This window comes from Pseudomonas sp. VA159-2 (assembly GCF_024126635.1).
Classification (GTDB): Bacteria; Pseudomonadota; Gammaproteobacteria; order Pseudomonadales; family Pseudomonadaceae; genus Aquipseudomonas; species Aquipseudomonas muyukensis.
In genome coordinates this window covers 1-20813 of sequence record NZ_JAMYBV010000043.1, presented here as the reverse complement: position 1 = coordinate 20813, position 20813 = coordinate 1, and the positions used below count along the sequence as shown (strand labels likewise).

Annotated in this window: 16 protein-coding genes and 1 pseudogene; 11 read left to right on the top strand and 6 right to left on the bottom strand. The window is 65.6% G+C overall.

The features are described from left to right. Positions 1-90 precede the first annotated feature (90 nt). Positions 91-2274, bottom strand: coding sequence for a hypothetical protein (locus tag NJG22_RS23610; RefSeq protein WP_253098278.1), 2184 nt, complete (start codon positions 2272-2274; stop codon positions 91-93). A gap of 191 nt (positions 2275-2465) precedes the next feature. Here NJG22_RS23610 and NJG22_RS23605 point away from each other — a divergent pair, with 191 nt between their 5' ends. After that, positions 2466-3353: an NAD(P)-dependent oxidoreductase gene (locus NJG22_RS23605; RefSeq protein WP_253098277.1), complete on the top strand. Its 888-nt coding sequence runs from the start codon at positions 2466-2468 to the stop codon at positions 3351-3353. Here the strand turns inward: NJG22_RS23605 and NJG22_RS23600 are convergent. Together NJG22_RS23600 and rapA are read right to left on the bottom strand one after the other, a co-directional pair. After that, complete coding sequence (locus tag NJG22_RS23600; protein ID WP_253098276.1) at positions 3253-5517, bottom strand: bifunctional diguanylate cyclase/phosphodiesterase; 2265 nt, start codon at positions 5515-5517, stop codon at positions 3253-3255. The two genes, NJG22_RS23605 and NJG22_RS23600, sit on opposite strands and share 101 nt — an antisense overlap. A 313-nt stretch (positions 5518-5830) precedes the next feature. After that, the gene (gene rapA, locus NJG22_RS23595) at positions 5831-8677 is read right to left on the bottom strand and encodes an RNA polymerase-associated protein RapA (RefSeq protein ID WP_253098275.1); all 2847 of its coding nucleotides are present in this window, start codon (positions 8675-8677) and stop codon (positions 5831-5833) included. Positions 8678-8813: 136 nt separating this feature from the next. On the opposite strand from rapA, the gene NJG22_RS23590 reads away from it, so the two are divergent. The 8 genes and pseudogenes from NJG22_RS23590 to NJG22_RS23560 form a co-directional block, all read left to right on the top strand. Beyond that, positions 8814-9506, top strand: coding sequence for a M949_RS01915 family surface polysaccharide biosynthesis protein (locus NJG22_RS23590; RefSeq protein WP_253098274.1), 693 nt, complete (start codon positions 8814-8816; stop codon positions 9504-9506). A 102-nt stretch (positions 9507-9608) separates the two neighbouring features. Further along, entirely contained in the window at positions 9609-9935 is a 327-nt protein-coding gene (locus NJG22_RS23585) for an aspartate-semialdehyde dehydrogenase (protein ID WP_217853349.1), read from the top strand. Between the two features lie 60 nt (positions 9936-9995). Further along, positions 9996-10157 (top strand): hypothetical protein, encoded by a 162-nt coding sequence (locus NJG22_RS23580; RefSeq protein WP_186662249.1) that lies wholly within the window; start codon positions 9996-9998, stop codon positions 10155-10157. A 135-nt stretch (positions 10158-10292) separates the two neighbouring features. Continuing rightward, positions 10293-10409 carry a cytochrome c oxidase subunit CcoM gene (gene ccoM, locus NJG22_RS24605; RefSeq protein ID WP_023629476.1) on the top strand — a complete coding sequence of 39 codons (117 nt, stop codon included), beginning with the start codon at positions 10293-10295 and terminating at the stop codon, positions 10407-10409. Between the two features lie 265 nt (positions 10410-10674). Continuing rightward, positions 10675-12663, top strand: a complete 1989-nt coding sequence (locus NJG22_RS23575; protein ID WP_253098272.1) for an FUSC family protein — start codon at positions 10675-10677, stop codon at positions 12661-12663. Next, positions 12650-12856, top strand: coding sequence for a DUF1656 domain-containing protein (locus NJG22_RS23570; RefSeq protein ID WP_253098270.1), 207 nt, complete (start codon positions 12650-12652; stop codon positions 12854-12856). The genes NJG22_RS23575 and NJG22_RS23570 overlap by 14 nt, the downstream gene beginning before the upstream one ends. 11 nt (positions 12857-12867) lie before the next feature. Further along, complete coding sequence (locus tag NJG22_RS23565; protein WP_253098268.1) at positions 12868-13725, top strand: HlyD family secretion protein; 858 nt, start codon at positions 12868-12870, stop codon at positions 13723-13725. Positions 13726-13738: 13 nt separating this feature from the next. Beyond that, a pseudogene (locus NJG22_RS23560) lies at positions 13739-13942 on the top strand (LysR substrate-binding domain-containing protein); the annotation flags it as partial. Here NJG22_RS23560 and NJG22_RS23555 read toward each other — a convergent pair. Then, positions 13881-15095 (bottom strand): ATP-binding protein, encoded by a 1215-nt coding sequence (locus NJG22_RS23555; RefSeq protein WP_253098266.1) that lies wholly within the window; start codon positions 15093-15095, stop codon positions 13881-13883. The pseudogene NJG22_RS23560 and the gene NJG22_RS23555 overlap by 62 nt on opposite strands. 187 nt (positions 15096-15282) lie before the next feature. On the opposite strand from NJG22_RS23555, the gene NJG22_RS23550 reads away from it, so the two are divergent. Continuing rightward, positions 15283-15615: a DUF2025 family protein gene (locus tag NJG22_RS23550; RefSeq protein WP_253098263.1), complete on the top strand. Its 333-nt coding sequence runs from the start codon at positions 15283-15285 to the stop codon at positions 15613-15615. On the opposite strand, the gene NJG22_RS23545 is transcribed toward NJG22_RS23550, so the two are convergent. Both NJG22_RS23545 and NJG22_RS23540 read right to left on the bottom strand, forming a co-directional pair. Further along, positions 15600-18182, bottom strand: coding sequence for an EAL domain-containing protein (locus NJG22_RS23545; protein ID WP_253098261.1), 2583 nt, complete (start codon positions 18180-18182; stop codon positions 15600-15602). The genes NJG22_RS23550 and NJG22_RS23545 overlap by 16 nt on opposite strands. A gap of 52 nt (positions 18183-18234) precedes the next feature. Then, complete coding sequence (locus tag NJG22_RS23540; protein WP_253098259.1) at positions 18235-19311, bottom strand: diguanylate cyclase; 1077 nt, start codon at positions 19309-19311, stop codon at positions 18235-18237. Between the two features lie 126 nt (positions 19312-19437). On the opposite strand from NJG22_RS23540, the gene NJG22_RS23535 reads away from it, so the two are divergent. Beyond that, positions 19438-20532, top strand: a complete 1095-nt coding sequence (locus tag NJG22_RS23535) for an MBL fold metallo-hydrolase (RefSeq protein ID WP_253098257.1) — start codon at positions 19438-19440, stop codon at positions 20530-20532. The last annotated feature ends 281 nt before the right edge of the window (positions 20533-20813 follow it).

The following is a 20813-nucleotide window of genomic DNA, read 5'->3' as shown; positions in this document are numbered from 1 at the left end:
GCCCTGCTGAAAGGGCAGGACGAATATCAACCTAAAGTCAGCTAATGGGCTTCCCTGAAACCATAGAATCTCCTACAGGCGTGTGGCGACTCAGTAATCCACGCGCCCGGTGTGGCTGTTCAGCGAGATCACCCGGGTCTTGCCGATGCGGTGCCTGAAGATCTCGCGCAGGTACTTCACCGCTTTCTTCACGCACTCGCGCGACAGGCGGATGTCGTTGATCGAGACGAAACGGCTCTTGTCGTTGATCAGCTCGCGGTACTTCTTCTCGTACATCGGCTTGATCGCGTACCAGTTGGTGTCGAGGATCTTCGCCGGGTTCTCGAATTCGTTGAGCAGGTCGTCGATGCGGTCTTCGTCGAAATGCTCGCTGGTGATGAACTCGAGGATGGCGTTGTCCATGGTGTCGTCGAAACGGTACGGATTACGCGCGAAGCAACGCTTGATGAAGGCCACGATCAGGGTCAGGAAGTCGTCCGACAGGCACGGGCTCTTGGCGATCAAGGTGGTCAGCGACAGGTTGGCCGAGGCGCCGATCACCAGCGCGTAGCGCTTGAGCGTGGTGTTGGGGAACAGGCTGTTGAGGTGGGTCTTGAGCCGGTTCAGGTCCATGTACGACAGCTTGTAGTCCTTGGGCAGGGAGACGATCGACACTACCGAGGAGCAGTTCTTGAAGAAGTGCAGGTCGTGCAAGGCCGCGGCGTCGTAGCCCGAGGCCTGGTACTGCTCCAGCGCGGCGCGGTAGCGGCGCGACTCGATCGGCAGCAGGCTGATGCCTTCGATGGCCTGGGTCTGCTTGTTGAAGTGCGGCAGGTCGATGGAGCGGAAGAACAGGTCGTCGATGTCCAGGCGCGGCTGCTCGCGCTCGAACACCTTGAACTTGTCCGAGCCCGCCGGCGGGATCTCCGGCACCACGGATTCGGCGTAGGCGATCGCCACCGGGCCGGCCAGGCTCATGAACAGGTCGTTGGCGTCCAGGCGGATGGTCTCGCCGATGTCGATGCCGGCGCGGCGGAAGTAGTTCTGGTCGTAGTCGGTGGTCACCGCCTGGGCGGTGAGGATGTTGAAGATCTGCTGGGAGATGTACTGGTTGGCGTGCTTCTCCATGGCGTTGACGTCGATGTTCTGGATCGTGCCGTCGTCGCTCTCCTCGGCGTAGCGCATGATGTCGTTGGAGATCAGCATCATCGCGTTCCACGGGCGGATGCGGCCCATGACGCTGGCCTCGCTGCTGTCTTCATTATCGAAGTTGTACGAGAAGTCCCATTCCTCCGACAGGTACTTGCACAGCAGGCGTCCGGCGTTGATGTGCAGCGCCTCGGACATTTCGCTGCGGTGGTCGGAGGCGTTGGGCAGCACGCAGATGCCGCTGGTGAAGATCGGCTCGAAGACGAACGAGTGCCCGCTCTTGCCGTCGTTCTCGTCGGCCGGCTTGGTGTCGAAGGTCTTGTTCATGTACGAGTACTGCTGGGCCAGGCCGAACTCCGAGGCCATGCCCGAGCCGGTACCGCCGCCGGCGCTGAAGATGTAGAAATACAGGCGCGACTGGTTGGCCTTGATGCCGCAGGAGTCGATCAGGTACGAGTGGATCAGCTTCCAATCGGCGCTGGAGAAGCGCTGGGTGTCCTTGTTGAGGATGATCTTGGCCAGGTACTGGCCGAGGATCGGCGCGTTGCCGGCGCCACCGGCATGCACCTCGGACAGGTCCATGATCTTCATCTTGCTGTAGTCGCGCAGGAAGCCCCCGCGCTCGCCCTTGCGCGAGAAGCGGATACGCCCGGCGATGTCCTTGTCGAGGTCGCCGAGCATCACCAGCGGCTCGACCAGGAACACCGGCTTGGCCGCCTTGTTCTGCACCAGGCGCAGGTTCTGGCGGATCCAGCGCGCGGGGCTGTAGCCCGCCTCGCCCTTGAAGCGGTCCTCGTTGTTGAACTCGTTGAGGAAGAAGGTGCGGGCGTTGTACACCAGCTCCGCCACGTCCAGGGCGATGTTCGAGCCACAGCGGCCCAGGCCGATCAGGCACACCGACGGGAACTGCTGCTCCAGGCGCAGCTGCTCCTCGTCCTCGACGTGCAGGTTCTGCGGGAACACCAGCTCGCGCAGGCCATCGAGGTTGTCGAGGATGCGCTGGATGTCCTGTTCGGTGAAGTACAGGTACTGCTGCGCGGGCAGGCTGCGGGCGGCGGGAAGGTCCCGGGTAGTGCCCGCGGTCAGCGAAGTGGGGCTGAGCGACGACTCGGGGACCGCATTGGCAGAAGTGTTCGTAGAGGTCATAGTGCGCCATTTGCCTGAAGTGATTGGCTTCCCGGTGATGCATGTCATCTGGCCATCACGGGAAATTTCGCGACTTTATCAGTGCGTCTTTTTCTCATGCGATAGGGGTTTTCCTTAGCGCGACTAAGGTTTTTGCCTCGCACCCGCATTGCATCGTCCGTTTGTCACGCTTCTTTAATCTGGAGTTGCTCATGAGTACTGCCTTGCCTTCGTTGGGGTTCGCCGGGATCGGCTTGATGGGGCTGCCGATGTGCCGCCGCCTGCTGGCGGCCGGCTACCCGCTGACCGTGTGGAACCGCAGCCCGGACAAGTGCGCCGAGCTGGTCGCTGCCGGCGCGCGCCTGGCCAGCAGCCCCGCCGAGCTGTGCGCGGCGGTGGACATGGTGCTGCTGTGCCTGGCCGACACGGCGGTGGTGCGCGAGGTGGTCTTCGGTGAACAGGGCATTGCCCAGGGCGGGCGCAGCGGTCAGCTGCTGGTGGACTTGTCCAGCCTCGAGCCGACCGCCACCCGGGAGATGGCCGCGGCACTGGCGGCGCTGTGTGGCATGGCCTGGCTCGATGCGCCGGTGTCGGGCGGCACCCCAGGCGCCGAGGCCGGCAGCCTGGCGATCATGGTCGGCGGCGAGGCGCATGACCTGGCGCGGGCGCGCCCGGTCCTGCTGACCCTGGGCCAGCGGGTCACGCACATGGGCGCGGTGGGGGCAGGGCAGGTGACCAAGGCCTGCAACCAGATGATCGTCGCCTGCAACGCCCTGGTGATTGCCGAGGTAGTGGCTTTGGCCGAGCAGTCAGGGGTCGATGCACGTTTGCTTGCCGAGGCCCTGGCCGGTGGCTTCGCCGACTCCAAGCCTTTGCAGATCCTCGCCCCGCAGATGGCCGAGGGCCGCTTCGAGCCGGTCAAGTGGCATGTGCGTACCCTGCTCAAGGACCTCGACGGCGCGGTGAAGCTCTCCCGCGAGCAGGGCTCGGCGACCCCGGTCAGTGCCCTCGCCGCGCAATTGATGCGCCTGCACGGTAGCCAGGGGTATCTGGAAAAAGATCCGGCGACCCTGGTAGCGCTGTATCGCAACAAGGATTGAACGCGCAGGCCTGGCGGTCGAGCCGCTCGAGCACTGTCCGCAATTCGGCCAGCGGCACCGGGCGGCTGAGCAGGTAGCCTTGCAGGTAGTCGCAGCCGTGGCTGGCGAGGAACTCATGTTGCTCGACGGTCTCGACGCCTTCGGTGACCACCTTCAGGTGCAGGGTATGGGCCATGACGATGATCGCCTGGACGATCTCGCGGTCCTTCTGGCTGCCCGGCACGTCGTGGATGAACGAGCGGTCGATCTTCAGCACGTCCAGCGGCAGGCGCTTGAGGTAGGCCAGCGAGGAGTAGCCGGTGCCGAAGTCGTCGATCGACAGCGCCACGCCCATGGCGCGGATGCGCTTGAGCAGGCTGACGGTGTGCTGGATATCGCCCATCAGCGCGTTCTCGGTGACTTCCAGCTCCAGCTGGCGCGCGGTGAGCCCGGCCTGGAACAGCGCCATTTCCACTTCCGTGGCCAGCTCCTCGCGGCCCAGGGTCAGCGCCGAGCAGTTCACCGTGACCTTGAGCTCGCCATAGCCATGCCGGTTGAGCTGGGCCAGGTCCTCGCAGGCGCGGCGTAGCACCCACAGGTCGAGGTCGGCGATCAGGCCGTTGGCCTCGGCGATGCAGATGAAACGTTCCGGGCTGAGCAGGCCATGCTGGGGATGCTGCCAGCGTACCAGCGCCTCGAGCTTGGCCACCTGGCCACTGCGCAGGTCGAAGATCGGCTGGTAGTGCACGCACAGGCCGCGTTCCTCGAACAGCGCCACGCGCAGTTCCTCCTCCAGTTGCAGTTCGAGGGTGGCGCGGGTCTTCAGGCCGGCGTTGAAGAAGTTCAGGTTGTTGCGCCCGCAGCCCTTGGACTGGTACAGCGCCAGGTCGGCGTTCTTCAGCAGCTCTTCGGTGCTCAGGCCGTCGTCGGGGAAGATGCTGATGCCGATGCTGGTGGTCATCACCATGCGCCGGCCGGCCAGGTCGATGGGTTCCTTCATTCGCTGCATGATGCGTTGGGCCAGGTGGCGGGCTTCGTCGCGGCTGTTGAGGTTGGTGACGATGCAGAACTCGTCGCCGCCAAAGCGGGCTACCAGGTCCTGGCTGCGGGTGGCGGCCTTGATATGCCCGGCGATCACCTTGAGCAGTTCGTCGCCCGCGGCATGGCCGAGGCTGTCGTTGATGCGCTTGAAGTGGTCGATGTCGAGGAACATCACCGCCAGCATGCCCTCGTGGGCCGCCTGTTCGGCCAGGCGCTCGGCGAACACCTGGTTGAAGCCGCGGCGGTTGACCAGGTTGGTCAGGGCGTCGTAATGGGCCGCTTGCTGCAACGACACCCGAGCCTGGTCGAGCTGGCTGAGCAGCACGTTGACCCGGCGCAGGTCGTGCTCCTTGCTTTGCAGCTTCTTGTCGGCCAGGGCGGCGCTGATGCTGCTGCCGCTGATCAGCAAGGTAATGAAGGCGATGGTCAGCGCCAATTGCAGGCTGTTGTCCACCGTGGGCAGGCGCAGCGCGGCTTCGCTGGGGATCACCAGGGTCATTGCGGTCATGCCGGTGAAGTGGGTGAGCACGATGCCGCCGGCCATCAGCAGGCTGGCGCCGTACTTGAGCAGCAGGTGCAGGGTGCCGCTGCCTTGGTGAAAATAGCGGGCCATCAGCAGCGCCACCAGGCTGGTGGCGATGGCGATGGCGATGGATGCCAGCAGCAGGCCGGTCTGGTAGTACTGCTGGGCGCTGGCCTGCAGCGCGGCCATGCCGGTGTAGTGCATGGCGCTGATGCCCAGGCCGATGAACAGCGCGGTTTGCAGGTAGTGGCGCAGGTGCATGTGGCTGCGATCGAGGCTGTTCATCGCCAGCCAGGCGGCGCACAGGGCGATCAGCAGCGACAGGCCGGTGAGCGGGGCGTCATAGTGGATTTCCAGCGGGGCCTGGAAGGCCAGCATGCTGATGAAGTGCATGGCCCAGATGCCGCCGGCCAGGCAGCAGGCGCCCAGCACCCGCCATTGTCGGCGGGCCATGCGGTCTTCGCAGTGGCTCTGGCGTTCGGCCATGTCCAGGGTGGCGAAACAGGCGGCGCAGGCCACGGCATAGGCGAGCAGCACCAGGAAGGGGTTGTGTCGGCAGTCGAGGATGATCTGTCCGGTCGCCGGCAGCTCGGCGAACAATTGCAGTCCCAGCCACTCCATTGCAGGCCTCTTTGTCGAGTTTTCACTCGTCCCCACAAAGCGCGGATGGAGACTGTTCCTGCTGGAGTATAGGAACGCAGGCTTAAGCCTTCCTGATTAATGGCACTTTGGTTTCTACCATTTGGATATGAAGGTAATAGCCGGAAGGTCTAAATGGGTGGTCAGCCTCACGCGATCCCTGTAGGAGCGGCCTTGTGTCGCGAAGGGCTGCGAAGCAGCCCCGACAATCTTGCGACACAGCCAAGATCCTGGGGCCGCTGCGCGACCCTTTCGCGACACAAGGCCGCTCCCGCAGGGGATACGCGAATCCCGATCAGCCAGCGACCAGCACCCGGATCGCCTCCAGGCGCAGGGCGGCTTTCTCCAGCGCCGCCAGGCTGTCTTCACGCTGCTTGCGCAGGGCGTCGATCTCGCTGTCACGCACACTCGGGTTGACCGCCTTGAGCGCGGTCAGGCGCGCCAGCTCTTCGTCGGCTTCGGCGCTCAGGCGCTGCTTGGCCTGGGCCACACGTTCCTCGTGGGTCGGCATGACCTTGGCCTCGCCGTCGGCGATGCGCTTGGCCAGCACGTCGCGCTGGGCCTGGACGAACTTGTTGGCACTGGCCTTGGGCACGCTTTCGAGCTGGTCGTTGAGGGTCTCGAAGGCCACCCGCGGGCCCAGGTCGTTGCCATTGGCGTCGAGCAGGCAGCGCAGCGCCGCCGGTGGCAGGTAGCGGCCCAGTTGCAGGCTGCGCGGGGCTACCACCTCGCTGACGTAGAGCAGCTCGAGCAGCACGGTGCCGGGCTTGAGGGCTTTGTTCTTGATCAGCGCCACGGCGGTGTTGCCCATCGAGCCGGACAGCACCAGGTCCATGCCGCCCTGGACCATCGGGTGTTCCCAGGTGAGGAACTGCATGTCCTCGCGCGACAGCGCCTGGCCGCGGTCGTAGGTGATGGTCACGCCTTCGTCGTCGCCCAGCGGGAAGCTGGCGTCGAGCATCTTCTCGCTCGGCTTGAGCACCAAGGCGTTTTCCGAGTGGTCCTCGCTGTCGATGCCGAAGGCGTCGAACAGGGTTTCCATGTAGATAGGCAGGGCGAACTGGTCGTCCTGTTCGAGAATGTCCTCGACCAACGCCTGGCCTTCGCCGGCGCCGCCGGAGTTGAGTTCCAGCAGGCGGTCACGGCCGGTGTGCAGCTCGGCTTCCAGGCGCTCGCGCTCGGCGCGGGCCTCGGCCACCAGCTTGTCCCAACCCTTGGCGTCGCCGCCAGGCAGTTGCGCCAGCAGGCGCGGGCCGAACTGGTGCTGCAGGGCGTTGCCAGTCGGGCAGGTATTGAGGAAGGCGTTGAGGCCCTCGTGGTACCACTGGAACAGGCGCTGTTGCGGGCTGTCCTGCAGGTAGGGGATGTGCAGCTCGATGGTGTGCTTCTGGCCGATCCGGTCGAGGCGGCCGATGCGCTGCTCGAGCAGGTCAGGGTGGGCCGGCAGGTCGAACATCACCAGGTGATGGGCGAACTGGAAGTTGCGGCCTTCGCTGCCGATCTCGGAGCAGATCAGCACCTGGGCGCCAAATTCCTCGTCGGCGAAATAGGCCGCGGCGCGGTCGCGCTCGAGGATGCTCATGCCCTCGTGGAACACCGTGGCTGGAATGCCGGAGCGCACGCGCAGGGCGTCTTCAAGGTCCATGGCGGTTTCGGCGTGGGCGCAGATCACCAGCACCTTGGTGCGCTTGAGCATTTTCAGGGTGTCGATCAGCCAGTCGACCCGTGGGTCGAAGCGCCACCAGCGCTCGTCGTCGGCGGCTTCGCCCTGGGCCTGGAAGGCCACTTCCGGGTACAGCTCGGCGCGCTCGCCGGACGGCAGCTCGGCGTACTGCTCGGGGTTGGCCAGCGGGTAGGGGTGCAACTGGCGCTCGGGGAAGCCCTGGATCGCCGCGCGGGTGTTACGGAACAGCACGCGGCCAGTGCCGTGGCGGTCGAGCAGCTCGCGGATCAGGCGGGCGCTGGCCTGGCTGTCGCCATCGCTGACGGCACCCAGCAGCGCCTCGCCTTCGGCGCCGAGGAAACCCTGGATGGTGGCGTGGGCCTTGGGCGACAGGCGGCCCTCGTCGAGCAGTTCCTGCACCGCCTCGGCCACCGGGCGATAGTGTTCGCTCTCGGCGCGGAACGCGGCCAGGTCATGGAAACGGTTGGGGTCGAGCAGGCGCAGGCGGGCGAAGTGGCTGTCCTGGCCGAGCTGCTCGGGGGTGGCGGTGAGCAGCAGCACGCCGGGGATCACCTGGGCCAGTTGCTCGACCAGGGCGTACTCGGGGCTGGCCTGTTCCTCGTGCCACACCAGGTGGTGGGCTTCGTCGACCACCATCAGGTCCCAGCCGGCGGCGAACAGCGCATCCTGGGCCTTCTCGTCGTCCACCAGCCACTCCAGGGCGACCAGCGCCAGCTGGGCATCCTCGAACGGGTTGCTGGCGTCGCTCTCGATGAAGCGCTCGGCGTCGAACAGCGCGACCTGCAGGTTGAAGCGCCGGCGCATTTCCACCAGCCATTGGTGCTGCAGGTTCTCCGGTACCAAAATCAGCACGCGGCTGGCGCGGCCGGACAGCAACTGGCGGTGGATCACCAGGCCGGCCTCGATGGTCTTGCCCAGGCCTACTTCGTCGGCCAGCAACACGCGCGGGGCGATGCGGTCGGCGACTTCGCGGGCGATGTGCAACTGGTGGGCGATTGGCTGCGCGCGTACGCCGCCCAGGCCCCACAGGGCCGAGAGCATCTGCTTGCTGGTGTGTTGCAGGGTGTTGTAGCGCAGCGAGAACCACGACAGCGGGTCGATCTGCCCGGCGAACAGACGGTCGCTGGCCAGGCGGAACTGGATGAAGTTCGACAGTTGCGTCTCGGGCAGCGTGCACGCCTGGTTCTGCCCGTCGATGCCGTGGTAGACCAGCAGGCCGTCGACGTCCTCGACTTCGCGCACGGTCAGCTTCCAGCCCTCGAAATGGGTGATCTGGTCGCCCGGCGAGAAGCGCACGCGGGTCAGCGGCGCATTGCGTAGCGAGTACTGGCGGGTGTCGCCCGTGGCCGGGTAGAGCACGGTCAACAGGCGGCCATCCTGCGCCAGGATGGTCCCAAGACCGAGCTCGGCTTCGCTGTCGCTGATCCAGCGTTGCCCCGGTTGATACTGCTGCGCCATACTGCCAAAACTCCCGCGATGAAAAAGCCGGTCATGTTACCGGATCGGCTGCGCCAGACCAAAGATTACTCGAACGAGTAGAGAGTCTAGCGTGTTCGTCGAGGCACACCGTCCCGTCACGAGGGCCACGCGCCACATGTTTGCCAAGCACCGTTGGTTGAACCTCTCCTTGGGCCTGGGCAGCCTGGCGCTGCTGGCCGCTTGCGAACAGAAAAGCTTCGAGATCCTGGCGCCCATTCCAGTGGAGCAACTGGAGGTGCTCGGCGTGCAGACGCCGATCAAGAGCGTGCACTTTCATGACCGCGAGGGCGAGGGGTTGCTGGTCTTGAGCCGGGTCGATGGCCAGGCCACCGACCCGGATACCGAGGAAGAGGTCGACAAGGTGCTGCTCAAGGCCACCTTGTATGGCCGCGCCGCCGGTGGCGATGTCTTCAAGGCACGCTGGCAGATCGAGCAGGAGACCACCTGTGCCGGCCTCGACCTGGATGTCGACTTCTATCCGGACGTCAGCGATGTCAGCGACCTGAACAAGGACGGCGTGGCCGAAGTGACCGTGGCCAGCCATGCGTTCTGCGGCGGCGGGATCGACCCGCACGACATCGCCATCGAGATGCGCGAAGGGCAGGCCAGCTACACCATCACCGGCCAGTCGCTGATCGCCCCGCCCGGCGAGGACCCGTTCGGCGGCGAGCGCGAGGACAGCGCCTCGCTCAAGGGCGCGCCACAGGTGCTGCGCGAGCATATGGACGCGGTGTGGCAGCAGGTCTACAAGCGGCCGTGGAACGATTCGGTCAGCGCGCCGGACGACGGCCCCGACGATGCCGAATAGCCGCGGTCTATACTGGCGGCTGTGACGCACCGCACACCGTTGCCCGGCGCTATTCAAGGCGGCGTGTCGGCGGCCGACACAGTGGCTACAGGAGACCATGCCATGCTGCCGCCGATCATCCCGCTCAGTGCCGCCCCCGTGACCTCGCAACAGGATCCGGTCAAGCCGCCGCCGACCATCCCTCCGGTGGTACCGGCGCAGCCGGCCTCCAGCGACGCCAGCGTCGACCTCAAGCGCCATCGCGACCCCGAGGAGCAAGTGCTGTTGCTGCGCGACGAACAGCGCCGCCAGCAACAGCGGCGCGAGCAGGCCGAAGCTGAGCGCCATGGGGCCATGCCGGGCGATGAACTCAATGCCGACAACACCGTACCGGTAGCGCCGTTGGGCGAGCGCACGCGCCAGGGCTTGCTGGTGGATATCGAAGTCTGACTAGTCAGCACACACGCTTGCCTTCATCATGAAGGCCTCTGCTGTCCGTCGAGCCCGCCCATGAGCCAAGACAACCTGATCGACTTCGGTGCCGAGCGCGCCAAACGTATCCACGACCTCAACGACAAGCGCCTGAACGACATGCGTCAGGCCTTCGAGCAAGCCATGCCGCTGGGCCAGGCCAAGAAGAAAAAGCCCAAGGGCAAGCCGAAGAAGCGTTAAAAACTGATTCAGGTCAACCCCGCACCCGCCTTGCGTGCCCGGCCCCGGGCACCTTTGACTCCGGTCAATTTTCCCCCTCCCGGCATTGGTTACCTTGCACCCATCGGATGACGGCACACCAAGGGAGGGGCCGACATGTTCTTCGACAACGTGGTTATCGCAGGTGTGGTAACGGTCGGATTGATGTTGGCGTTCTTCGCCGGTCTGGGCATTTTCATCTGGAAGGATTCGAAAAAGCGCAATCAGCGCTGAATCGTTCCGGGTTCAGGAGCACGCAAGGCATTTAGGGCGACTTCGGTCGCCCATTTTTTTGCCTGGGGAAAATGCCCGTGAGGCCCGGGCATTGTTGCGCTGCCGTTGCCTGCGCGGGTCGGGGCGGCTCGTGACGCGAGGGCATGCCCAGGCTATCGGCGCTGGTTTATTTGATGATTAGCTAGCTAATTAATCGATTGCGCTTTATCCTGCCTCCCGTTGTCTATCGTTCTTCCTACTACCCCTGCGTCCCAAGGTCCGATTCGTGCCTATCACCTTCCAGGCCCTGTTCGCCCCCGGCAGCCTTGCCCTGAAGTTCGCCATCAAGACCTTGCTCGGTGGCGGCCTGGCGCTGTGGCTGGCGATGCGCTGGGGCCTGGAGCAGCCGTCCTGGGCGCTGATGACCGCATTCATCGTTGCCCAGCCGCTGTCAGGCATGGTGGTGCAGAAGGGCCTGGCGCGGCTGGCCGGCACCTTGGTCGGCACTTGCATGTCGGTGGTGTTCATCGCCCTGTTCGCCCAGACTCCCTGGCTGTTCCTGCTGACCCTGGCCCTGTGGCTGGCGCTATGTACCGCTGCCTCGACGCAACTGCGCAGCGCCTGGGCCTACGCTTACGTGCTGGCCGGCTATACCGTGGCGATCATCGCCCTGCCGGCGATCGACCACCCCTTGCAGGTGTTCGACCAGGCCGTGGCCCGCTGCACCGAGATCTGCCTGGGCATTTGCTGCGCCACGGCCAGCAGCGCGCTGATCTGGCCGATGCGGGTCGAGCAGCAGCTCACCGGCCAGGCGCGCCAGGCCTGGCACAACGGCCTGCAAGCTGCCAGCGCCATGCTCGGTGGCGAGGACCAGGCACGCCAAGGCCTGCTCGACAGCCTTGGGCGTATCGTCGCCATCGATGCCCAGCGCGAGCACGCCTGGTTCGAGGGCAGCAGCGGCCGCCTGCGTGCCCGGGCGATCCGGGGCCTGAGCCAGCAGTTGATGGTGCTGTTGCGCCTCTCGCGCTCAGTGCGCCGGCAGTGGCGCCAGCTCGACGAGGGCGAGGCCGCGCGCCTGGCGCCTTGGTTGGATGAAGTCCGGGCCCAGCTGGGCAACCCCGACCAGGCCAGCCTGCTGTTGTTGCGCCAGCGGGTCTGGGATGCGGCCCACGATGAGCGCATCAGTGCCGCCGAACACTACGGCCTGGCACGCCTGACCCTGCTGCTGGACTACGCCATGGCCGCGACCCAGGCGCTCGACGACGTGGAGCAGGGCAGGGCGCCCAAAGCGCTGACGCAGGGCCTGGCCGCCCACCGCGACCTGTCCCTGGCGCTGTTGTTCGGCGCGCGCAGCGCCCTGGCGTTCCTGGCCATGAGCAGCTTCTGGCTGGCCACCGCCTGGCCTTCGGCACCCGGTGGGCTGGTGCTGACTTGCGTGGTCTGCAGCTTGTTCGCCAGCCGCGAGAACGGTGCGCAGATCGGTTTGAGCTTTTTGCGCGGGATCCTCCTGGCGATCCCGCTGGCGTTCCTGGTCGGGCAGATCCTGCTGCCACAATGGAGCAGCTTCGCCATGCTCTGCCTGGGCATGGGCGTGCCCCTGCTGTTCGGCGCCCTGGGCATGGCCCACCCGCGTACCGGAGCCACGGCCACCTCTTATTGCCTGCATTTCATCGTCCTGGTCGCGCCGCTCAACGCCATGCATTTCGATGTGGCGAGCATGCTCAACAGTGCCCAGGCGATGCTCCTGGGCGTCGGCGCGGCGGTGCTGGCGTTTCGCCTGGTGGTGCTGCGCCACCCAGCCTGGCTCGGCCGGCGCCTGCGCGCCGCCACGCAAAGCGACCTGGTGCGCCTGACCCGCCGCGATCTGCGTGGCGCCGACAGCTGGTTCGGCGGGCGCATGGCCGACCGCCTGTTGCAGTTGGCGCGGCATGCCAGCGAGTTGCCCCAGGCCGAGCGCAAGCGCTGGGACGATGGCCTGCATGGCCTGGACATTGGCGACGAGCTGGTGCATCTGCGCCTGTGCCTGGCCATGGCCCAGGCGCCGCTGGGCAATGCCGAACGCGAGTATTTGCGGCAACTCGAGGCGGTGCTGGCCAGTGGTCCGGGGCCGGGGCGTGGCCAGCGCCTGGATGCCGCCAGCGATCGGTTCATCGAGGCCCTGCGCCGCCAGCCGCCCAGCGACCCGCTGCGCCTGGCGATCGGCGCGGTGCTGCAATTGCGCAAAAGCTGGGGCAAGTGGTGCCGCTGGCAGGAGGACGTGCATGGGCTTGCGTGAATGGGCGCTGGGCGGGGTCCTGCTCAGCCCGTTCCTGATCTATGTGTCGATGGCCCTGGTGCTGACCGGGCTGCTGCGTTTCGTGGTCCAGGCCACGCCGCTGGGGCGCTGGATCTGGCATGAAGCGCTGTTCGACACGGCGTTGTTCGTGTGTGTGCTGTACCTGGTGGTGCGCCTGTTTGGCCCTTTGTGAGGAGTAATTCGATGCCTATGGCTGTACGTATCCTGGTCACCCTGTGCGTGGTGATCGTCGCCGTGTTCGCCGGTTATCAGCTCTGGCAGTACTACATGCTCACGCCCTGGACCCGGGATGCCCGGGTGCGCGCCGACGTGGTGGTGATCGCCCCGGACGTGTCGGGCTGGGTCAGCGCGCTCAAGGTGCATGACAACCAGCAGGTCAAGGCTGGCGAGTTGCTGATGAGCATCGACCGCGAGCGCTTCCAGGCCGCCTTCGACCAGGCCAGTGCGGTGGTCGAGACGCGCACCCAGCAATTGCGCCTGCGCGAGCGCGAGGCGGCCCGTCGCACCGCGCTGGGGCCCGAGGCGATCAGCGCCGAGCTACGCGAGAACGCCCAGATCAACGCCGCCGTCGCTCGCGGCGAGTTGCACGAGGCCCAGGCGCAGTTGCAGGTGGCGAAGATCAACCTGGCCCGCAGCGAAGTGCGCGCGCCACGTGGCGGGCATATCACCAACCTGCGCCTGGCCGAGGGCAACTTCGTCAACACCGGGCAGTCGGTGATGGCGCTGGTGGATGATGCCACCTTCTATGTCCAGGCCTATTTCGAAGAAACCAAGCTGCCACGGATTCGCGTCGGCGACCCGGTCAAGGTCTGGCTGATGGGCGCGGGCGAGGCGATGCAGGGGCATGTGCAAAGCATCAGCCGCGGCATCACCGACCGCAACTCGACCCCGGACGGGCAGCTGCTGCCTGAGGTGGAGCCGACGTTCAACTGGGTGCGCCTGGCGCAGCGCATCCCGGTGCGCATCCGTCTGGATCAGGTTCCCGAAGGGGTGACCCTGAGCGCGGGGATGACCGCCAGCGTGCAGGTGCATGAAAACTGACCTGCTATCCCCGATCCAGGTACCGGCGGTGGGCGTCGATGAACACTTGCGCCGGGGCGAGCTGGTGTCGTTGCTCGAGCCGTGGCAAGCGCGGGCCATGCCGGTGTCGTTGCTGTATGCCCGACAGCGCCATGTGCCGCGCCGGGTCCAGGCGTTCATGAACTGGCTGACGGTGTTGTTGCAGTCGCAGGTCGAGCCAGTGGCAGGTGCAAGCTGAACAGCGTGCCGCCCGATGCGCTGGAGGTCACTTGCATACGGCCGCCATGGGCCAGGGCAATCTGGTTGGCGATGTACAGGCCCAGCCCCAGGCCTTGTCGAGCCGTGCCGGGCAGTGGCCGGCTGAATGGCTGGAACAATAGCGGCACCAGCTGCGGGGCAATGGGTGGCCCCTGGTTGTGCACGCTGAGGATGAAACTGCCATCGGCCAGGGCGGCGCGAACCTTCACCTCGCCCTGTGGGTCGCCGTGGTCCAGGGCATTGGCGATCAGGTTGGAAAGCAGCTGGGTGATCCGTTCGCGGTCGCACAGCACGCCACCGACCGGGCCGAGCTCCAGGGCGATGCGCCGCTGCGGATAGACCCGTTGCAATTCCGAGGCAACATGCCCGAGCGCGTCGCGCAGGTCGTCGCAGGGTTGCAGGTTCAGCGGGATGCCAGCACCCAAGCGGCCACGGGCGAAGTCCAGCATGTCGCGCACCAGCTGGGTGGCGCGTTGGCCGCACGTGAAGATGTGGCGGGCGATGGCCCGCTGTTTTTCGTCCTGCGCACGCTGGGCGAGCAGTTCGGCACCGGCGGTGATGGCGAACAGCGGATTGCGCAGGTCGTGGCCGAGTACGGCGATGAACTGCTCGCGCACCTCGCCAGAGGCGCGTTCCTGTTCCAGGGCCTGTTCGGTGCGCTGGGCGCTTTCCTCGCTCTCGATCTGGATCGCCAGCAGGCGGGCGAAGGATTCCATCATGGGCTCGATGGCGGTGCCCTTGAGCACTGTCGGCTTGGCGTCCAGGGCGCAGATGGTGCCGAAGAAGCTGCCGTCGGTGCGCAGCAGCGGTACCGAGATGTAGCTTTCGAAGCGGTACAACCTAGGGGTGTGATGAGCGCAGTACTGTTGGTCTTCACTGGCCTTATCGATCACGATAGTCTGCCGGGTGCTGCGGATTTCGTGGCACAGGGTGGTGGCGACATCGAGCTCGTCGCCAACATCCAGGCCGAAGCCGAGGGTGTCGAGCACGGCGCAGGCGGTCCAGCGGCTGTCGGTGACCCGCGCCACGGCGGCGAAGCGCAGGCCGGTGGTCTCGCAGATCACCTGGAGAATGGCCGGGACGACGTTGATACGGCCAATGATGGCGATGTCGGCGCTGACTGCCTGGGTCATGAAAAGTCCGGATCCGCTGGGCACTGAAAAAGGGCTGGAAAAATCAGTCTAGCGGGCCTGGCGGCTGTGCTTGAAAAACCTTGGCGAACGGTCTGGCACATGGGGTAGTCTGGCACCTGCGCGTTGCCCGTCAGAGGCGACCGCTTGCCCGGCGTGCGTCACTTCCGAATTTTTGCGAGGTTACGTCATGGCCATCACGTCCCAGGACATCTGCAACGCCGCCGACCAGCTCAAGGGCTTCGTCGGCTTCCACGGCAAGCGCGGTACCCATATCGTGCGCTTTTCCGAAGATTCGTTCGGCATGGATGTGGCCGACGACAGCATCACCCCCTGCTGCGAATTCGTCTGGCGGCTCGAGGCCGATAGCCGCATGGCGTTGTGCCGGGCACGCCTGGCACTGCTGCTGGAGCAGCATGTGGATGACCGCTTGAACATTGGCGAGCCGCTGCGGCTGTACCTGCACCGTACCGACCTGCCGGAGATCGTCGCCGAGCGCAGCAAGCGTCAGCTCGCGTCCTGACGCGTCTTGCGCCCTGCCAGCAGTGCCTCGAACCCTGCGCGATCCACCGGTTTGCTCAGGTAGTACCCCTGCACCTCGTGGCACTGCTCTTTGCCCAGCGCCTGCAATTGCTGCTCGGTCTCCACCCCCTCGGCCGTCACCGTCAGGCCCATGGCCTTGCCCAGGTTGATGATGGCCTGCACCACCGCCCGGTCGTTGCCACTCTGGTTGCTCAGCCCGGCGATGAAGCGCTTGTCGATCTTGATGCTGTCGAACGGGTAGGTACGCAGGTAGCCCAGGGACGAGTAGCCGGTGCCGAAGTCGTCCATGTTCAGGCGCACGCCTAGCTCCTTGAGGGCCAGCATGGTGCCCAGGGCGCCTTCGATATCGTTGAGCATCACGTTCTCGGTGATTTCCAGCTCCAGGCGCTGGGCCGGGAAGCCGGTTTCCTGCAGGATCTGGCGTACATCGGCGACCACATCGCTGCGCGAGAACTGCGCCGGCGACAGGTTGACCGACACCAGCAGCGCTTCAGGCCAGTCGCGGGCGGTGCGACACGCTTCGGCCAGCACCCAGCGGCCAAGGGGCACGATCAGGTCGCTCTGCTCGGCCAGGGGAATGAAGGTGTCCGGCCCGAGCAGGCCTTCTTGCGGATGCTGCCAGCGCAGCAGCGCCTCCACCGAGACGATGTGCAGGTCCGCCAGGCGGTAGCGCGGCTGGTAGTGCAGGACGAACTCGTGCTGCTTGATTGCCCGGCGCAGGTCGTTTTCCAATTGCCGGCGGTACTGGATCTGCTGGTTCATCTCGGGCGAGAAGTAGCGCCAGGTGTGCTTGCCGTCGGCCTTGGCCTGGTACAGGGCGATATCGGCGCAGCGGATCAGTTCGCCGGCGTCGAAACCCTGGGCGCGGGCCTGGGCGATGCCGATGCTGGCACCGATGTGCAACTGGTGTTCCTCGAAGGTGATGGGCTGTTGCAGCAGGTCGACCAGCCGGGCGCAGAAACGGTCGATCTCGCTGCGGTTGTCCAGCCCATGCAGCACCAGGACGAACTCGTCGCCGCCCAGGCGTGCCACCAGGTCGCCGTCGCGGGTGGTGTCGCGCAGGCGGGTGGCCACTTCCTGCAGCACGGCGTCGCCAGCCGGGTGGCCGAGGGAGTCGTTGATCGGCTTGAAGCTGTCCAGGTCCAATAGCAGCAGGGCCAGGGGCGGCGACTCGTTGCCGCGTAACAGCGCTTGTTCCAGGTGCCGCGAGAGCTTGTTGCGGTTGGCCAGGCCCGTCAGCGCATCGTGCATAGACAAGTGCTGGATGCGGGCATGGGCGGCGACCTCGTCGGTGATGTCGCTGGCGGTGCCGCGAAAACCGGCGAGTTTGCCGTCGAACACGATCGAGCGCGCGGAAATCCGGCAATAGCGGGTCTGCCCCGAAGGGTCGCGGTAGTTGCAGCGCAGGTTGGCCAGTTGCTGCGGATCGCCGTCGGCCTGGCTGTCGAGCCAGGGCAGCAGGGGCGTGGTGTCGCAGGACAGCAGCTGGTTGAGCGGCTGGCCGAGCCATTGCTCGACGTGGTAACCGGTGACGCTGACGAAGCGCTGCGACAGGTAGGTCAGGCGATGATGGCGGTCGGTTTCCCAGATCCAGTCGGAGGCGGCCTCGGCCACTGCGCGAAAGCGCTGCTCGCTGGCCTCCAGGGCGCGGTTGCTCTGTTGCAGGCGCAGCAGACTCTGGTCGATGGCCTGGGAGCTGCGCAGGGCGTGGCGGAACAGATAGAGCAGCAGCAGGCCCAGCACCAGCAGTACGCTCAGCAGTGGCGGCAGCACTGCCCAGAGCAACTGGCGGCCCGGTCGTGGGCTGTCCCAGGCCAGGTGATAGCCGGTGTCGCCCAGGGCGATATGCGGTTGCTGCTGGCTGGCAGGGTTGTTTTTTTCCAGGCGCATGCGGGTGAGCCCGGCGCCTTCACCCAAGCGTTGCAGCTTGGCCTCGGTCAGTTGGTCGACGAAAATCATTACCGGCGCCTGGCTGACTTCGTCCTCGACCACCTCCTTGTCCGGGCGAATGGCCGCGGCGCTGAGCACTGCCGGCCAGCCGTTGAAACGCACGAAGTGGGTGACCTGCTCGCGGGCGGGTGCTGCCTTGCGGGCTTGGTCGATAACCGCCGCCAGGGGGCTGTCGATGTAGGCGCTGGCCGCCGCGTCGGTGGGCTTGCCCTTGAACAGCGCGTAGCGGGTGCGCGCGTCCTCGACCACGAACACGCCTTCGTAGCCGCTGGCGCTGAACAGCGATTCTCCCACGTTCTTTTCTTCGTAGGCCCACTGCCAGTCGACCTGGTCGACCAGGTGCTCCTGGGCGGCATCCCAGACCGCGTAGCTCGAGAGGAACTGGCGTGAGGCGAGCAGCCGCTGCTGCAGCGCCTGGGTGGCGTGGAAGGTGCTCTGGTCCTGTTCCTGGTGGTCCAGGGTGGCGGCGATGTTGAATAGCGCCCCCAGGGCGATCAGGCAGCCAAGGCCGAACAGCGCGCAGAACCCTCCGACCAGACGACGCACCTGCAGGCGTGAGGTGGGGCTGAGGGGCGAAAGGTCGGCGTTCCTGTCCATGTACGGGCGACTCCTTCAACAGCAGTCTTGCGCCCGAGGCCTGGGCGAAGCTTCACTCAGGATAGGCCAGCTTCACGGCGGCGACCTCGCTGCGGGCAAAATTGACTTGGTCGCGGCCCAGTCGCTTGGCGGCATACAAGGCTTTATCGGCCTCTTCGAGCCAGTGTTCCGGTGAACTCAGGTGCGGGTGCAGGTCCGCCACGCCGATGCTCAGGCTGATACGCAGCGCCGGCAGTTGCGGGTTGCGGTAGGCGCCCACGCGCTCGCGCAGGCGCTCCATCACCTGGCAGGCCTGGGCTGGGTGGGCACCTGGCAGGATCACGCAGAACTCGTCGCCGCCATAGCGTCCGGCCAGGTCGTCCTCGCGCAGGTTACGCCGCAGCTCCTGGCTGAGCTGGCGTAGCACGCAGTCGCCGACCACATGGCCGTAGGTGTCGTTGATGGCCTTGAAATGATCGATGTCGATCAGCGCGACCACCGCCGGCAATTGCTGTTGCCGGCAGATCTGGAACTTGAGCAGCAGGGTGTCTTTCCATGAGCCATGATTGAGCAGGCCGGTGAGGCTGTCGGTGCGGCTCAGGGCGCTGAGGCGGCGCTTGTGCTCGGCCAGCTTGATCGCCAGCTGGTAGCACACCCAACCCAGGGCCAGCGGATAGAGCGTGAGCATCGGCAGGCAGGCGAGCATCTGCAGCGAGGTGGTGTGCAGTTGCAAGCCCGCGCCAAACAGCGCGCTGGCCAGCAGCATGCCGCACAGCTGGGCCAGCAGGCCACGCTGCAACACGCGCAGGCCGCCGGCGGCGACGTTGTTCATGGTCATCATCGACAGGATGGTCACGCTGGGCAGCGGGTTGAACTGAATGGCCGCAGTCCAGAAACCGCCCATCAGCGAGTCCAGCAGGATATTGCGTTGCTCGGCCTGGTACGGCGTGGCCGAGCGTAGGGCCCACTGGTAGGCCACATGGGGCCACAGCAGGCCATTGAACAGCAGCAGCGCCCAGGCCCAGTTGGGCAGGTGCAGCGGGGCGATCGCGGCCAACACGCTGAACAAGCCGATGCCCAGGCCGATGATGCGTGGCAGGTAGATACGCCTGACGAAAGAGAGCCCTTTGCCGCTGCGGTTGTCGATCATGTTGTTTGTTCTTCTGTGAGGCGCCGTTTATCGCATAAGTCATGTGAATATTGTTGAACAATCGGTCATCGGCGAAAAATGACCTTACAAGCCAATTCACGGTTGATCCGATCCCAGTGGGGTAACATGAAGGTCTTCCTCTTGCTCGGAGTGTTCCTGCTCATGGCTCCCTTGCCTTCACCCGCCGGCGAGCCGGCACCGCATCGGGATGGACGCTTTCACAACCAGGCCGAACTGCCCCAGGACGGCGTGCTCAAGAAGCTGCGCATCGGCCTGAAGTACCTGCTGTTGCGCAAGCCGCCCGAGACCCGGCCCGGCAGTGCGCTCAGCGTGCAGCCGATGACCCGCCAGCAGGTGGTCGATGCGCCGGATCACAGCCTGTGGCGCCTGGGGCACTCCACTGTGCTATTGAAGCTGCGCGGGCGCTTCTTTATTACCGACCCGGTGTTCGCCGAGCGTGCATCGCCGGTGCAGTGGGCCGGGCCGTTGCGCTTCCATGCGCCGCCGCTGGCGCTGGACGATCTGCCGCCGTTGACGGCGGTGATCCTGTCCCACGATCATTTCGACCACCTCGACGAACAGGCGATACGCCGGTTGGCGCCGCGTACCGAGCATTTCCTCGCGCCGCTTGGAGTGGGCGACCTGCTGGTGGCGTGGGGCGTGCCGGCTGCCAAGGTGCGGCAACTGGACTGGTGGCAAGACACCGAGGTCGAGGGCGTGCGCTTCGTCGCCACGCCGGCGCAGCATTTTTCGGGGCGTGGGTTGTTCGACAGCAACCGCAGGCTGTGGGCGTCCTGGGTGGTGATCGACGAGAGTTTGCGGGTGTTCTTCAGTGGTGACACCGGGTACTTCGCGGGCTTTCGTGAAATCGGCGAGCGTTTCGGGCCATTCGATATCACCCTGATGGAGACCGGCGCCTACAACCTGGCCTGGCCCAATGTGCACATGCAGCCTGAGCAAAGCCTGCAGGCGCATCTGGATCTGCGGGGGCGCTGGCTGCTGCCGATCCACAACGGTACGTTCGATTTGTCGACCCACAGTTGGCAGGAGCCTTATGAACGCATCCTGGCGTTGGCCAGCGCGGCACAGGTGCCGTTGAGCACGCCCCAGATGGGGGAGCGGGTCAGCCTGGATTCGCCCCATGCCGGGCAGAACTGGTGGCGACCGCGGCCTTTGCGTCAGCAGGGGAGGGCGGCGGAACGGGCGGTGGCGGCGCGGTAGGGTTGTTTCTTTATATAGGTGTATAGATAGTTGGGTAGGGGTGGAGGAGTTAAAGGTGGTCGTCTGGAGAAGGTGTTGGTGTTGAGAGGCGTTCGTCTGGAGGTTGTGGTGGCGTTGAGGGGTGTCCGCCGTTAGGCATTCAGCGCCGGCGCTCGATCTCATAGGCGCTGCAAAGCGTGCGGCGGGCCCCTGGCGCCCCTGACGTGGTCTCTCCCTAAATATTTCAATTTCTTGAAATTAAAGGTTGACGCGGTTCCAGATCCCCTTATAATGCGCCCCAC

Coding starts and splice junctions, on each gene's coding strand:
- NJG22_RS23610 (WP_253098278.1), bottom strand. CDS start 2,274: ATGACCTCTACGAACACTTCTGCCAATGCGGTCCCCGAGTCGTCGCTC.
- NJG22_RS23605 (WP_253098277.1), top strand. CDS start 2,466: ATGAGTACTGCCTTGCCTTCGTTGGGGTTCGCCGGGATCGGCTTGATG.
- NJG22_RS23600 (WP_253098276.1), bottom strand. CDS start 5,517: ATGGAGTGGCTGGGACTGCAATTGTTCGCCGAGCTGCCGGCGACCGGA.
- rapA (WP_253098275.1), bottom strand. CDS start 8,677: ATGGCGCAGCAGTATCAACCGGGGCAACGCTGGATCAGCGACAGCGAA.
- NJG22_RS23590 (WP_253098274.1), top strand. CDS start 8,814: ATGTTTGCCAAGCACCGTTGGTTGAACCTCTCCTTGGGCCTGGGCAGC.
- NJG22_RS23585 (WP_217853349.1), top strand. CDS start 9,609: ATGCTGCCGCCGATCATCCCGCTCAGTGCCGCCCCCGTGACCTCGCAA.
- NJG22_RS23580 (WP_186662249.1), top strand. CDS start 9,996: ATGAGCCAAGACAACCTGATCGACTTCGGTGCCGAGCGCGCCAAACGT.
- ccoM (WP_023629476.1), top strand. CDS start 10,293: ATGTTCTTCGACAACGTGGTTATCGCAGGTGTGGTAACGGTCGGATTG.
- NJG22_RS23570 (WP_253098270.1), top strand. CDS start 12,650: ATGGGCTTGCGTGAATGGGCGCTGGGCGGGGTCCTGCTCAGCCCGTTC.
- NJG22_RS23565 (WP_253098268.1), top strand. CDS start 12,868: ATGCCTATGGCTGTACGTATCCTGGTCACCCTGTGCGTGGTGATCGTC.
- NJG22_RS23555 (WP_253098266.1), bottom strand. CDS start 15,095: ATGACCCAGGCAGTCAGCGCCGACATCGCCATCATTGGCCGTATCAAC.
- NJG22_RS23550 (WP_253098263.1), top strand. CDS start 15,283: ATGGCCATCACGTCCCAGGACATCTGCAACGCCGCCGACCAGCTCAAG.
- NJG22_RS23545 (WP_253098261.1), bottom strand. CDS start 18,182: ATGGACAGGAACGCCGACCTTTCGCCCCTCAGCCCCACCTCACGCCTG.
- NJG22_RS23540 (WP_253098259.1), bottom strand. CDS start 19,311: ATGATCGACAACCGCAGCGGCAAAGGGCTCTCTTTCGTCAGGCGTATC.
- NJG22_RS23535 (WP_253098257.1), top strand. CDS start 19,438: ATGAAGGTCTTCCTCTTGCTCGGAGTGTTCCTGCTCATGGCTCCCTTG.